Raw genomic sequence first — 13,430 nt, forward strand, 5'->3', positions numbered from 1 at the left:
TGAATTTCATACCGCCCTTGAATGTGAATGCAAACTGCCTCAGCCGCCCGTCTGTGCCATGAACCGGATGATTTTATCGGGCTGCGTATTGAAATCATGCTGCTGCGGCTTGAGTTCGATGGCGGCGCGGATCGCCGCTTCGATCTGCGCATCCGTGGCCCCGCCGCGCAGCATGGGGCCAAACGCGAATTTTTCTTCCTGGCCCAGGCACAGGTACAGGGTACCATCGACGGACAGGCGCACGCGGTTGCAGGTGGCGCAAAAATGCTGCGACATGGGCGTGATGAAGCCGATGCTCGAGCGTCCGTCGGGGGTCGCCATGTAGCGCGCCGGCCCGCCACCCAGTTCCATCGCCTGCGGCACCAGGCCAAAGCGGGCCGCCAGGCGTTCGCGCACGGGGCCCAGCGGCATGTAGCTGGCATTGCGGCCCGTGCTGCCCATCGGCATGGCTTCGATCAGGCGCAGGATGAACTGCTGCTCGATGCAAAACGCCGCCATGGCCTCGATCTGGCCGTCATTGACGCCCCGCATGGCCACCATATTGATCTTGATCGGATCGAAACCGGCCGCCTTGCCCGCCATCAGGCCATCGAGAATCGGCTGCAGGCTGTCGCGCCCCGTGATCTGCTGCATGCAGGCGCGGTCGAGCGAATCGAGGCTGACGTTGATGCGGTCCACGCCCGCCGCGCGCAAGGCCGCGGCATGCTTGCCCAACTGGGTGGCGTTGGTCGACAGCGACAGATCGTCCAGACCGGGCAGCGCGGACAGCCTTTGCGCCAGCTGTGGCAGGTTGCGCCGCAACAGGGGCTCGCCGCCCGTCAGGCGCACGCGGCGCGTGCCGAGACGCACAAAAATGCCCAGCAGGCGCTCGATCTCGTCGAACGTCAGCCAGTCCTTCGGCTCCTCGAAGCCGCGAAAACCCTTGGGCATGCAATAACCGCAGCGCAAATCGCAGCGGTCGGTGACGGACAGCCGCACATAATCGATCGAACGGCCAAAACGGTCCTGCAACTTGACGCTACCCATGACGCTACTCCTGTTTCTTCCTTGATTGTAAAGGCTGGGGCACGATCTGGCTGTGCCCCAGAAGGCCTAGCGGCCTACGCCTTTTTAGCTACGCATTTCTACTTACTGAACCAGCGGACTGGCTGTGCCTTCCAGCTCGATGCCGGCGATGTCCGCGCGCCCCACCAGCAAGTGCAGATACTGGTGCACGGCGCGCTGCCACGCCGCCCGCGCCAGCCGGTCGGCGATTTGCGCCTGCACGGCTTCGTAGGCGATGGCCTGGCCTTCGACCCGGCGCTGCACCTGCACGATGTGGTAGCCGAAGCGCGTTTCCAGCAAGTGGCCGGCCAGCGCGCCCTCTTCCAGGCGGAACACCAGGGCGTCGAATTCCGGCACGCTCTGGCCCGGCGACAGCTGGCCCAGGCTCCCGCCCAAGGCGCCGGACGGGCAGTTCGAGTACTGCGCCGCCAGTTCGGCGAAGCGCTCGGGCGCCAGTTTCAGGGCATCGAGCACGGCTTGCGCCGTCGTGCGCAGCAGCTCCAAAGGCGCCTCCGGTGTCACCTGAAACAGGATGTGGCGCGCCTCGACCAGCGCGCCGCTGCGAAACAGCTGCGGGCGTTGCGCATAAAAGGTGCGGCAAGCCGCATCGTCGGCGGGCGGCACGCGCACTTCCTGCGCGAACAGCGCCTCGATGCGGTCGTCATCGCTGCCGCCCTGCACGCCGAGGCGTCCGGCCTCGCCCAGCAGCAGCCGGCGCAGCACCAGTTCATGCACGGCCTGTTTCAGCGGATTGCCGGCACCGTCGTGATGCGGCAATTCCTGCGCGATGTCGGCATCGTCGATGTCGATGCCATTGACGGAGATTCCCATGATATGACTCCTTTCTTAACGGCGGCGCACCAGTTGATAGGCGCGGCCAAGGTAAGCAACAGCGCCAAAGCCGCTCCACACATGCACCAGGCGGGTGAACGGGAAGATGACGAACAGCGACATGCCCATGAACAGGTGCAGCTTGAACACCAGCGGCGCATCGACGATGAAGCTGGCGGCGTCGCCGCGGAAGGTGACGATGTGCTGCGCCCAGTTCATCAGCAAGACCATCATGTGGCCATCCATATGCGAAGCCGACACAAAGATAGACGACAGGCCCAGCAGCAAGGTCAGCAAGATCCACAGCATCACCAGCTTGTCGCCGGCCGTGGTGACGGCGCGCAGCCGTGCATTGCCGAAGCGGCGCGTCAGCAGGATCAGGATGCCGGCCAGGCACAGGCCGCCCATCACGCCGCCGGCCGCCATGGCCACGCCCTGCTTCAGGCTATGCGACACGCCCAAGGTATCCCACACCCAGACGGGGGTCAGCAAGCCGGCCGCATGGCCGAACAGCAGGCCGATGATGCCGATGTGGAACAGGATATTGCCCAGGCGCAGGCTGCCGCGGTGCAGCAGCTGGCTGGAATCGGATTTCCACGTGTATTGCTCGCGGTCGAAACGGATCAGGCTGCCCAGGAAAAAGATGGCCAGCGCGATGTATGGATAGATGCCATACACAAATTGATGCAAATAATTACTCATGATGTACTCTCCTCATGCGGGCGCAGTGGGCCAGTTAGGCGGCGCGCCGCGGCTGCGGGTGAAAATGCACGGGATGGATGCCGCCCGCGACCTGGCCCAGACCTTGGCCCATACTTTGGCGCAGCAGCGGCTCGACGCCGTCCGCACCGGGACCGAAGGTTTCCAGCGCTTCATCCATGTCGCGCACCGGCGGTTCGGCCAGCATTTCGGCCGCCACGGGGCTCAGGCGTTCGAGCACTGTGAAGACGGGCGCATACGGGCTGCCGTTGGCCGTCAGCTTGCGGCCGATGTGGGCCAGCACGTGGACGGCGTCGCCCAGCAGCGGCGCCGAGACTGCCTCGTCGAGCTGCGCCAAAAACTCCAGGAACAGGGGCACGAAGTCGGGCAAGTCGTCGCCCACCATTTGCAGGCCGTGGCGCTTGTATTCCTCCATCAGGTCGACCATGGCCTGGCCCCGGTCGCGCGATTCGCCGTGGATATGCTCGAACAGGTGCAGCGAGTGCGAGGGATTGCGGTCGAAGGTGGCCACGTACTGCTGCTGCAGGTCGATCAGGCTGCTGCTTTCCAGGTGCGCCAGCAAGGGCAGCAACAGCGCGTGCTGCTGCGGCACGGCCGCCAGCGCGGCCTCGAGTTGCGGCAGGTGCGCGATCAGCTCGGGCTCCGGGTACAGCAGCAGGCGCGAGAGGACTTGGTAGTGATGCATAGCGTGTTCCATATCAGCTCCTTAAGCGCCTGGCGCCGTTTTGCGCGACTTCGGCATCTGCATGAAGATGGCCGAACCGTGCTTTTTCTTGCCGAACAAGGTCGGCTCGCTGCTGCCGTCCGAGCAGCCGTTGCCGAAGCTGAAGCCGCACGAACCCTTCTCGTTGAAGCTGTCCTCGGCCATTTCCTTGTGGCTGCTGGGGATGACGAAGCGGTCTTCGTAATTGGCGATGGCCATGATGTGGTACATGTCCTCCACCTGCGCCTGGGTCAATCCCACCTGTTTCAGCACCGTGAGGTTCTCCACCTTCTCGACCGTCTTGCTGCGCATGTAGGCACGCATGGCCAGCATGCGGTCCAGCGCCGTGACGATGGGAGGCTGGTCGCCGGCCGTCAGCAAATTGGCCAGGTACTGCACGGGAATGCGCAGGCTTTGGGTGTCCGGCAGCATGCCGTTCACGCCCAGCTTGCCCGATTCGGCGGCCGCCTGGATCGGCGACAGGGGCGGCACGTACCACACCATCGGCAAGGTGCGGTATTCGGGATGCAGCGGGAACGCCACCTTCCACTCGACGGCCATCTTGTAGACGGGCGACTTGACGGCCGCTTCCAGCCAAAGGTCCGGGATGCCCTGGCGGCGCGCCTCGGCGATGATGGCCGGATCGTGCGGATCGAGGAACAGGTCCAATTGCGCCTGGTACAGGTCCTGCTCCTGCGGCACGGAGGCGGCAGCCTCGATCTTGTCGGCGTCGTACAGCAGCACGCCCAGGTAGCGGATGCGGCCCACGCACGTTTCCGAGCACACGGTAGGCTGGCCGGCCTCGATGCGGGGGAAGCAGAAGGTGCACTTCTCCGCCTTGCCGGACGACCAATTGTAGTAAATCTTCTTGTACGGGCAACCGGAGATGCACATGCGCCAGCCGCGGCACTTGTCCTGGTCGATCAGCACGATGCCGTCGTCTTCGCGCTTGTACACGGAGCCGGACGGGCAAGACGCCACGCACGTCGGGTTGAGGCAATGCTCACACAGACGCGGCAGATACATCATGAAGGTGTTTTCGAAGGTGCCGTACATCTCCTTCTGCATGTTGTCGAACAGCTTGTCCTTGCTGCGCTGGGCAAACTCGCCACCCAGGTCATCTTCCCAGTTCGGACCCCACTCGATTTTTTCCATCTTTTTCCCCGTCAGCACGGAGATCGGACGGGCAGTCGGCGGCGTCTGCGACAGCGGCGCGCTTTGCAGGTGCTCGTAGTCGTAGGTGAACGGCTCGTAGTACTCGTCGATGGCGGGCAGGTTCGGATTGGCGAAGATATTGGCCAGGATCTTCAAGCGGCTGCCCTGGCGCGGCTCGATCTTGCCAGCGTCCGTGCGGCGCCAGCCGCCATTCCACTTGTCCTGGTTTTCCCACTGCTTCGGATAGCCGATGCCGGGCTTGGTTTCCACGTTGTTGAACCATGCGTACTCGACGCCGTCGCGGCTGGTCCACACGTTCTTGCAGGTGACGGAACAGGTGTGGCAGCCGATGCACTTGTCCAGGTTCAGCACCATGCCGATTTGCGCTCTGATTTTCATACCATGCTCCCGTCTTCTGTTTCCAATGGCCCTTCGAGCCAGTCGACCTTGTTCATCTTGCGCACCAATACGAATTCATCGCGGTTGGAGCCCACCGTGCCGTAGTAATTGAAGCCGTAGGCCAGCTGGGCGTAGCCGCCGATCATGTGCGTCGGCTTGGGCACGGCGCGCGTCACCGAGTTATGGATGCCGCCCCGCTTGCCCGTCATCTCCGCGCCGGGCACGTTGATGATCTTTTCCTGGGCGTGGTACATCATCGTCATGCCGGCCGGGATGCGCTGGCTGACGATGGCGCGCGCCGTCAGGGTGCCGTTCACGTTGAAGACCTCGATCCAGTCGTTGTCGACGATGCCGGCAGCTTGCGCGTCGGTCTCCGACAGCCACACGTGCGGTCCGCCGCGCGACAGGGTCAGCATGCGCAGGTTGTCCGAATACGTGGAGTGGATGCCCCATTTCTGGTGCGGCGTCAAAAAGTTCAGCGCCAGTTCCTTGTTGCCGTTCGGCTTGGTGCCCAGCAGCGCTTCCGTCGTCTTCGTGTTGATGGCCGGCTTGTACACGCACAGTCCCTCGCCGAAGTCGCGCATCCACAGGTGATCCTGGTAGAACTGCTGGCGGCCCGTCAGGGTGCGCCATGGAATCAGTTCATGCACGTTGGTATAGCCGGCCGTGTAGCTAACTTCCTCGCTTTCCAGGCCCGACCAGGTGGGCGAGGAAATGATCTTGCGCGGCTGCGCCTGCACGTCGCGGAAGCGGATGCTGTCATGCTCGCGCGGCAGCGCCAGATGCGTGTGCTCGCGTCCCGTGATGGCGGACAGCGCGGCCCAGGCCTTGACGGCCACGTGGCCATTCGTTTCCGGCGCCAGCGACAGGATCATCTCGGCCGCATCGATGGCCGTATCGAGGCGCGGCTGGCCCTTCGACACGCCTTCATCGAGCACCGTGCGGTTGATGCCGCGCAGGACCTCGACTTCATGGCCCGTCTTCCAGGAAATGCCCTTGCCGCCATTGCCGATGGTTTCCAGCAGCGGTCCGATCGAGGTGAACTTCTTGTAGACGTCGCGGTAATTGCGCTCGACCACCGTCATGTTCGGCATGGTCTTGCCGGGAATCGCATCGCATTCGCCGGCGCGCCAATCCTTGGGATCGAAGGGCTGGCCCAGTTCGCCCGGCGTGTCGTGCATCAGCGGCGTGAGGATGATGTCTTGCTGGGTGCCCAGCAGTTCGCCGCCGATTTCCGAGAATTTCTCGGCCAGCCCCTTGTAGATTTCCCAGTCCGACTTCGATTGCCACAGGGGCTGCACGGCTTCGGACAGCGGATGGATGAACGGATGCATGTCCGAGGTATTCAGATCGTCCTTTTCGTACCAGGTGGCCGTCGGCAGCACCACGTCGCCGTACAGGCAGGTGGTCGACATGCGGAAGTCCAGCACCACCAGCAGATCGAGCTTGCCTTCGGCGGCCGGGCGCACTTTCACCTGCTTCGGCGTGATGCAGTCGTCTTCGTCGCTGAGCAAGCCGTTTTGCGTGCCCAGCAGGTATTTCAGGAAGTATTCGTGGCCCTTGCCCGAGCTGCCCAGGATGTTCGAGCGCCAGACAAACATATTGCGCGGGAAGTTGGCCGGGTTGTCCGGATCGTCGCACGAAAACTGCAGCTGGCCCGCCTTGATCTGGTCGAGCGCATACGCGGCCGGCGCCTGCCCTGCCGCCTTGGCGGCCCTGGCCACTTCCAGCGGATTGGTCTGCAGCTGCGGCGCCGATGGCAACCAGCCCATGCGCTCGGCCTTGGCGTTGTAGTCGAGCAGGGTCAGGTCGCCCGTGCCGCTGGCCGCCGATGGCGAGGCGATGTCGCCCGTCTCCAGCTTCTCGTGGCGCCACTGGCTCGTGTGGGCATAGAAGAACGAGGTGCCGTTCATCTGGCGCATCGGGCGCACCCAGTCCTGGGCGAAGGCCAAAGGCGTCCAGCCCGTTTGCGGACGCAGCTTTTCCTGGCCCACGTAATGGGCCCAGCCGCCGCCCGACTGGCCGATACAGCCGCACATCATCAGCATGTTGATGATGCCCCGATACGTCATGTCCATGTGGTACCAGTGATTCAGGCCGGCGCCCACGATGACCATGCTCTTGCCGCGCGTCTGGTCCGCGTTTTCCGCGAACTGGCGCGCCACGGTGATGACGTCGGCGCGTTTCACGCCCGTGTGCTTTTCCTGCCACGCGGGGGTGTACGGCACGTCGTCGTCATAGCTTTCCGCCACGTTTTCGCCGCCCAGGCCACGGTCGATGCCGTAGTTGGCCAGGGTCAGGTCGAACACCGTGGTGACGAGGCCCGTGGTGCCGTCGGCCAGGCGGATGGTTTTCACCGGTACCTTGCGCAGCAGCATGTCGGACGCGTCCTTGCCGCCGAAGTAGGCAAAACCCACTTCCGTGACGGCGTCGCTGTCGTTGATCATGGAGAGCATCGGCACGATGGGCGCGCCGCTGCCGCCCGCCTTCTGTTCCAGGTTCCACTTGCCCGACTCGCCCCAGCGGAAGCCGATGGAGCCGGCCGGCGCCGTGATCGCACCCGTGGTTTCGTCGATGACGAGGGTTTTCCATTCCGGATTGTTGGTTTCGTCGAGGTTGTTGTCCAGGTGCGAAGCGCGCAGGAAGTAATCGGGCACCAGAGTGCCGTTATGCTCCTTGAGCAGCACCAGCATGGGGAAGTCCGTGTACTGGCGCGCATAGTCGCGGAAGTAGGCGCTCTGCCCTTCCGAGTGGAATTCCTTGAGGATGACGTGGCCCATGGCCAGCGCCAGCGCGGCGTCCGTGCCCTGTTTCGGCGCCAGCCAGATGTCGCCGAACTTCACCATTTCGCCGTAATCGGGCGAGATGGCCACGGTTTTCGTGCCCTTGTAGCGCACTTCCGTGTAGAAGTGGGCGTCCGGCGTGCGCGTCATCGGCACGTTCGAGCCCCACACCATCAGATAGGTCGAGTTATACCAGTCGGCCGATTCCGGCACGTCCGTCTGCTCGCCCCACACTTGCGGGCTGGCCGGCGGCAAGTCGCAGTACCAGTCGTAGAAGCTCAGGGCCACGCCGCCGATCAGCGACAGGTAGCGCGTGCCGGAGGCGTAGCTGACCATGGACATGGCGGGAATCGGCGAGAAGCCGACGATGCGGTCCGGGCCGTATTTCTTGATCGTCAGCGCGTTCGCGGCGGCGATGATTTCATTCGATTCTTCCCACGTGGCGCGCACGAAGCCGCCCAGGCCGCGGATGGATTTGTATTGCTGCGAGCGCACGGGGTCCTGGCTGATCCAGTCCCAGGCCGTGACGGGGTCCATGGTCTTGCGCGCTTCGCGCCACATTTCCATCAGGCGGCCGCGCACCATCGGGTATTTCACGCGCTGGGCCGAATACACGTACCAGGAATAGCTGGCGCCGCGCGGGCAGCCGCGCGGTTCGTGGTTGGGCAGGTCGGGGCGCGTGCGCGGGTAATCGGTTTGCTGGGTTTCCCAGGTGATCAGGCCATTCTTGACGTACACCTTCCAGCTGCACGAGCCGGTACAGTTCACGCCATGCGTGGAACGCACGATCTTGTCGTGCTGCCAGCGCTGGCGGTAGGCGTTTTCCCAGGTGCGGTCTTCGTCGACCACGGTGCCATGGCCGTTCGAGAACGGCTCGGCGGGCTTGCTAAAAAATTTAAGACGGTCCAGAAAGTGACTCATGCTACCTCCACATTGCGCCGCCGGAGCGGCGCCAGGTCATAAAAACGCTGCAAGCCGGATGGCCCACGCGTCGATACAAACAGTCTATCGACGCGCCGTGCCCGGCGGTATTGGCAAGAAGTCGGTTTCCGGCACCAGGAATGCATAGGCGCGTAGTCACCCGGATAGTCACTATTGCCTATGGGCGCCGCGACCGTGCTGCGGTATACCTGTCGTCATCGTTCAACACAGAGAAAGAGCATCATGTCGATTACCGATTACGCCAGCCTGCTGCACAGCGCCCGCAACCAGGAGCAGCCGCAACGCCTGCTGTTCACCTTTACCCAGGCGCAGGCCCAGCCTGGCGGCCAGGGCAAGTCCCTCACGCCCGTGATGTGCGCCGACAAGCTGCCCGAGGAACTGGGCAGCTTCGAGACATTGAAGGAGGAGTCGAAACAGATGCAGACGCACTGGGACGTGGTCTTCGTGGCGGGACTGGCGGGTCGCGAGGGCCAGCCGCCAGCCGCGCAGGAATGCGAAGCGCCCCTGCGCGCCATGGTGACGGCGATCGAGCAAGGCCGCATCGACAGCCTGCTGGCGTTTGACCGCAGCGGGGATTTATTGCGTTTTAGCTGAGGGGAGTTGTCGGATTACGCCCTGCGGGCTATTCCGACCTACCACAAGGTCGGATTAGCGTAGCGTAATCCGACACATTGTTGGCGCCACGTTTCGGATTACCTGGCCGCATCCGGCCAAGGGCGCTCATGCAGATGGCGCGCCCGCTCTATCGGACAGACGAGCGGCAAAAACTGCTGCTGGCGCGCCGAATAGGCCATCAGCGCCCCGCTGTCGATGTCGAAATACCAGCCATGCAGTTTCAATACGCCCTGCTCCACCCGGCGCTTGAGCCACGGGTAGGTGAGCAGGTTGTCCAGCGACTGCAGGATGCTGGCCAGTTCGCACGCATGGTGCTGTTCCTCCGATGAGCGGTGCGCCAGGTCACGCCGCACCCTTTGCGCCACCGGTTCGGCGATGCGCATCCACTGTCCCACGAAGTCCGTTTCCTGGCCTTCCGCGCGCGGCTGCGGTTCCAGCAGCGCGCGGATGCCGCCGCAGCGCGCATGGCCCAGCACGATGACCCTGGCCACTTCCAGCTTGCAGACGGCGAACTCGATGGCCGAACTGACGCCGGGCGGCGCGTCGGGCGTGCACGGCGGCACCAGGTTGGCGATATTGCGCACGACGAACATGTCGCCCGGGTCGCTGCCCGTCAGCAGCATGGGGTCGACGCGCGAATCGCAGCAGCCGATCAGCAAGGTCGAAGGCCGCTGCCCGTCGCGCAGGCTGTCGTACAAGGTTTGCGGCTCGCTGAAATACTGCTGCTGAAACAGGCTGAAGCCGTTGACGAATTTTTCCAGTTCTTCCATGACATACTCTCATTTCCTCAACGTCTGGCAAGAACGACTTGCCAGACATTCCAACTTTAGCAAGGCATCGGCGCATTCTTGCGCGCATAGCACCACCAGGTGATCGCGATGCAGCTGACATAAAAGCCGATGAAGCACCACAGGGCCGCGTCGGGGCTGCCCGTCAGCGCAATCGAGGTGCCATAGCTTTTCGGGATGAAGAAGGCGCCATACGCAGCCACGGCCGAGGTGAAGCCCAGGACGGCCGCGCCTTCCTTGTTGGCGTCGACGATGGCCTGCTCCTGCGCCGCCTTGCCCTTGCCGGCCGCCGCGCGCTGGTGCTCCGTCAGGAAGATCACGGGGATCATGCGGAAGGTCGACGCATTGCCGATGCCCGTGCCGGCGAACAGCAGCATGAACATCCAGAAGAAGCCGTTGAAGCTGCCCGCAGTGTGCACACTTCCGCCCGCTTGCGGCATGAAGTACAGCACGCCCAGCACGGCGCCTATCATCAAGAGGAACGACCACAGGGTAACGCGGGCGCCGCCCAGTTTGTCGGAAATCACGCCGCCGGCGACACGCGCCAGGGCGCCGACCAACGGTCCCAGGAAGGCGTAATCGAGCGGGTTGACGTCGGGGAACTGGATCTTGATCAGCAGCGGAAACGCGGCCGAGTAACCGATGAAGGAGCCGAAGGTGCCCGTATACAGCCAGCACATGAGCCAGTTGTGCTTGCGCTTGAAGATCACGGCCTGTTCGGAAAACGAGGCCTTGGCCGATGCCAGGTCATTCATGCCGAACCAGGCCAGCAAGGTGGACAGCGCGATGAACGGCACCCAGATGAAGCCCGCGTTTTGCAGCCACATCTCCTTGCTCACGCCATTCTTGACCCAGGTGAGCGAATCGCCGCCCCAGGCGCCGAAGACGGCGAAGGTGATCACCAGCGGCACGACGAACTGCACCACCGATACGCCCAGGTTGCCCAGGCCCGCATTCATGCCCAGCGCGAAGCCCTTGCTGGCCTTCGGATAGAAAAAGCTGATGTTGGCCATCGACGAGGCGAAATTGCCGCCGCCGAAACCGCACAGCAGCGCCAGGATCAGCATGGTCGGATAACCGGTGTTCACGTCCTGCACGGCCAGGCCGATGCCGATGGCGGGAATCAGCAGCGAACCCGTGGAAATGGCCGTCCAGCGGCGGCCGCCGAAGATCGGTACCATGAACGAGTAAAAGATGCGCAAGGTGGCGCCGGACAGGCCCGGCAAGGCCGTCAGCCAGAACAGCTGGTTGTTACTGTAGGTAAAACCGATGTTGGGCAGGTTGACCACCACCACGCTCCACACCATCCACACGGCGAACGCCAGCAGCAGCGCGGGAATCGAGATCCACAGATTGCGCGCGGCCGTGGCCTTGCCCGTGCTTTGCCAGAAGCTCGGTGTTTCCGGCTCCCAGGTATTGATCATATAGCGGCTCATGCTTGTACTCCTGCAGGTTGAGTAGTTGGTGCCGCGCGCAGCGGCTTGAACGAGAAATGCATCCAGACGAGGGAAACGCAGACGGTGCCGTACAGGAGCATGAAGGAGCTCGAACGCACGCCCGTGAAGTCCACCAGGGCGCCGAACATCACGGGCAGGATGAAGCCGCCCAGGCCGCCGGCCAGACCCACCACGCCCGAGACGGCGCCAATGTTGTCGGAAAAATCATCGCCGATGAACTTGAAGACGGATGCCTTGCCGACAGCCATGGCGATGCCGACGATGAACAGCAGCACGGTGAACCACAGCGGCGACAGACCGATATGGAAGGCCAGCGGCCCCGTGACGGTCTCGATCACCATCTGCGTTTGCGGATACGACAGCAGGAAGAAGCACACCCAGCACACCCACATCACGGCCCAGGTGACTTTCGCCGCACCGTATTTGTCGGAGATCCAGCCGCCCACCGCGCGCAGCACGCCGCCCGGCAGCGAGAAGCAGGCGGCCAGCAGCGCCGCGTGCTTCAAGTCAAAGCCATATTCGGCCACGTAGTACTTCGTCATCCACAGGGCCAGCGCCACGTAGCCGCCGAACACCACAGAGTAGTACTGGCAGTAGCGCCACACGCGCGGATCCTTCAGCACCTTCATCTGCGCCGAAAAACTTTCGCCCGATGGCGCCAGGTGCGATTTGTCCGTGTACGAAAACAGCCAGAAGATGATGGCCGTGGCCAGCATGGCCACCGCATACACCTTGGGCAGCATCTGCCAGCCGAAGGCGGCGACGATGCCGGGCGCGACGAACTTGGTCAGCGCGGAACCGGAGTTACCGGCGCCGAAGATGCCCATCGCCAGGCCGCGGCGCTCCTTCTCGTACCAGCGCGCCACGTACGGCGTGCCGACGGAAAACGAGCCGCCCGCCAGGCCCACGAACATGCCCAGCACGAGGAAATGCCAGTAGGCGGTGGCGTAGGAGATCAGGTAGATCGGCACCACGCTGGCCAGCATCAGCCAGAAGAAGACGCGGCGTCCGCCGTATTTGTCCGTCCAGATGCCCAATGGCACCCGCACGAGGGAGCCCGTCAGCACGGGCATGGCGGCCAGCAGGCCGAATTGCGTTTCAGTCAAACCCAGGCTGGTCTTGATGGGGATGCCCAGTACGGCAAACATCATCCAGACTGCAAAGCAGATGGTAAATGCAAAGGTACTGCTGATCAATACGGACGCCTGCTTGCGCCGCATGCCCGGTTCGACTGCCTTGTTACTACTGTTGTTCTTAGTGCCATCTAGGGTAGCCACGATGTTTCTCCATGAATGCACTGGCCGTCTGGCCAGCCGTCCCGACCAGCTTACGTGGCAGCGGCGAAAGGCACTATCGGCCACAGGGTGATTCCGGGAAGGCAATCTGGATAGCCGCATCGGCAAAAGTGACTAGATGGCGGGGTGCGCGCCTAGCCTGGATGGCGGGTGTTTTACAAACCGGCGCATTTTTGGCACACTCGGCGCCTGGAGAAAAGGAGCGGCATGCAGAACAGGCACGAAACAGACGACATCATCACCCGCGCGGCCCAGGCTGGCGATGTGGCGGCCATGCTGGCTTGCGACGCCTATGCCCAGGCGCACCCGGAGCGCGGCGAGGCAGTACGCGCCGCTGTCGGCATGGGCCACTGCCAGGTGGCCATCCGGGCCGGCCAGGTGGCCGGCTATGTCCTCACGCACGGCGACTTCTTCGGCCACGATTTTGTCTCGCTGGTGGTGGTCTCGCCCGCGCACCAGCGCTGCGGCGTGGGACGGCGCCTGCTGGCCGCCGCCGCGGACGCGTGCACGACGGCCAAACTGTTCACGTCGACGAACCAGTCCAACACCGCCGCGCAAGGGCTGTTCGCCGGCGCGGGTTTCGTGCGCAGCGGCCGGATCGACCATCTCGACGAGGGCGATCCGGAACTCGTCTACGTCAAATTCCTGCCTTAGGCCCGTCTCATCCCGACGGCGTATGGCGCAGGATGCCAAAGGCG

11 protein-coding genes are annotated in these 13,430 nt (G+C 63.6%); 2 read left to right on the top strand and 9 right to left on the bottom strand.

All coding sequences use genetic code 11. From position 1 onward, the window contains the following. Nucleotides 1-39: 39 nt before the first annotated feature. From moaA to AC0V2Y_RS25180, 6 genes are all read right to left on the bottom strand, one after another. Entirely contained in the window at nucleotides 40-1,026 is a 987-nt protein-coding gene (gene moaA, locus AC0V2Y_RS25155) for a GTP 3',8-cyclase MoaA (protein ID WP_475414857.1), read from the bottom strand. Nucleotides 1,027-1,128: 102 nt separating this feature from the next. After that, the gene (locus AC0V2Y_RS25160) at nucleotides 1,129-1,875 is read right to left on the bottom strand and encodes a peptidylprolyl isomerase (RefSeq protein ID WP_475414856.1); all 747 of its coding nucleotides are present in this window, start codon (nucleotides 1,873-1,875) and stop codon (nucleotides 1,129-1,131) included. Nucleotides 1,876-1,890: 15 nt separating this feature from the next. Continuing rightward, the gene (gene narI / locus AC0V2Y_RS25165) at nucleotides 1,891-2,577 is read right to left on the bottom strand and encodes a respiratory nitrate reductase subunit gamma (RefSeq protein WP_475414855.1); all 687 of its coding nucleotides are present in this window, start codon (nucleotides 2,575-2,577) and stop codon (nucleotides 1,891-1,893) included. Between the two features lie 34 nt (nucleotides 2,578-2,611). Continuing rightward, complete coding sequence (narJ, locus tag AC0V2Y_RS25170; RefSeq protein ID WP_475414872.1) at nucleotides 2,612-3,280, bottom strand: nitrate reductase molybdenum cofactor assembly chaperone; 669 nt, start codon at nucleotides 3,278-3,280, stop codon at nucleotides 2,612-2,614. A 21-nt stretch (nucleotides 3,281-3,301) separates the two neighbouring features. After that, nucleotides 3,302-4,852 carry a nitrate reductase subunit beta gene (narH, locus tag AC0V2Y_RS25175; protein WP_475414854.1) on the bottom strand — a complete coding sequence of 517 codons (1,551 nt, stop codon included), beginning with the start codon at nucleotides 4,850-4,852 and terminating at the stop codon, nucleotides 3,302-3,304. Continuing rightward, nucleotides 4,849-8,556, bottom strand: a complete 3,708-nt coding sequence (locus AC0V2Y_RS25180; RefSeq protein WP_475414853.1) for a nitrate reductase subunit alpha — start codon at nucleotides 8,554-8,556, stop codon at nucleotides 4,849-4,851. Before AC0V2Y_RS25180 ends, narH begins: the two co-directional genes overlap by 4 nt. Before the next feature lie 243 nt (nucleotides 8,557-8,799). Between AC0V2Y_RS25180 and AC0V2Y_RS25185 the strand changes: the two genes are divergently transcribed. Then, on the top strand, nucleotides 8,800-9,171 hold the full coding sequence (locus tag AC0V2Y_RS25185; protein WP_475414852.1) for a ribonucleotide reductase subunit alpha: 372 nt from the start codon (nucleotides 8,800-8,802) through the stop codon (nucleotides 9,169-9,171). Between the two features lie 98 nt (nucleotides 9,172-9,269). Here the strand turns inward: AC0V2Y_RS25185 and AC0V2Y_RS25190 are convergent, their stop codons facing one another. The 3 genes from AC0V2Y_RS25190 to AC0V2Y_RS25200 are packed head-to-tail and all read right to left on the bottom strand — an operon-like array spanning nucleotide 9,270 to nucleotide 12,657. Then, on the bottom strand, nucleotides 9,270-9,962 hold the full coding sequence (locus tag AC0V2Y_RS25190) for a carbonic anhydrase (protein WP_230506045.1): 693 nt from the start codon (nucleotides 9,960-9,962) through the stop codon (nucleotides 9,270-9,272). 56 nt (nucleotides 9,963-10,018) lie between these two features. Next, nucleotides 10,019-11,416 carry a NarK family nitrate/nitrite MFS transporter gene (locus AC0V2Y_RS25195; RefSeq protein ID WP_070223628.1) on the bottom strand — a complete coding sequence of 466 codons (1,398 nt, stop codon included), beginning with the start codon at nucleotides 11,414-11,416 and terminating at the stop codon, nucleotides 10,019-10,021. Then, nucleotides 11,413-12,657 carry an MFS transporter gene (locus AC0V2Y_RS25200; protein ID WP_475414871.1) on the bottom strand — a complete coding sequence of 415 codons (1,245 nt, stop codon included), beginning with the start codon at nucleotides 12,655-12,657 and terminating at the stop codon, nucleotides 11,413-11,415. The genes AC0V2Y_RS25195 and AC0V2Y_RS25200 overlap by 4 nt, the downstream gene beginning before the upstream one ends. 282 nt (nucleotides 12,658-12,939) lie before the next feature. Between AC0V2Y_RS25200 and AC0V2Y_RS25205 the strand changes: the two genes are divergently transcribed. Further along, on the top strand, nucleotides 12,940-13,386 hold the full coding sequence (locus AC0V2Y_RS25205; RefSeq protein ID WP_475414851.1) for a GNAT family N-acetyltransferase: 447 nt from the start codon (nucleotides 12,940-12,942) through the stop codon (nucleotides 13,384-13,386). The last annotated feature ends 44 nt before the right edge of the window (nucleotides 13,387-13,430 follow it).

The organism is Janthinobacterium sp. BHSEK, assembly GCF_056174685.1.

Bases quoted from the DNA above. Each gene is read 5' to 3' on its own strand.
- narI (WP_475414855.1), bottom strand. From the start codon at position 2,577: ATGAGTAATTATTTGCATCAATTTGTGTATGGCATCTATCCATACATC.
- AC0V2Y_RS25185 (WP_475414852.1), top strand. From the start codon at position 8,800: ATGTCGATTACCGATTACGCCAGCCTGCTGCACAGCGCCCGCAACCAG.
- narH (WP_475414854.1), bottom strand. From the start codon at position 4,852: ATGAAAATCAGAGCGCAAATCGGCATGGTGCTGAACCTGGACAAGTGC.
- moaA (WP_475414857.1), bottom strand. From the start codon at position 1,026: ATGGGTAGCGTCAAGTTGCAGGACCGTTTTGGCCGTTCGATCGATTAT.
- AC0V2Y_RS25160 (WP_475414856.1), bottom strand. From the start codon at position 1,875: ATGGGAATCTCCGTCAATGGCATCGACATCGACGATGCCGACATCGCG.
- narJ (WP_475414872.1), bottom strand. From the start codon at position 3,280: ATGCATCACTACCAAGTCCTCTCGCGCCTGCTGCTGTACCCGGAGCCC.
- AC0V2Y_RS25195 (WP_070223628.1), bottom strand. From the start codon at position 11,416: ATGAGCCGCTATATGATCAATACCTGGGAGCCGGAAACACCGAGCTTC.
- AC0V2Y_RS25205 (WP_475414851.1), top strand. From the start codon at position 12,940: ATGCAGAACAGGCACGAAACAGACGACATCATCACCCGCGCGGCCCAG.
- AC0V2Y_RS25190 (WP_230506045.1), bottom strand. From the start codon at position 9,962: ATGGAAGAACTGGAAAAATTCGTCAACGGCTTCAGCCTGTTTCAGCAG.
- AC0V2Y_RS25180 (WP_475414853.1), bottom strand. From the start codon at position 8,556: ATGAGTCACTTTCTGGACCGTCTTAAATTTTTTAGCAAGCCCGCCGAG.
- AC0V2Y_RS25200 (WP_475414871.1), bottom strand. From the start codon at position 12,657: ATGCGGCGCAAGCAGGCGTCCGTATTGATCAGCAGTACCTTTGCATTT.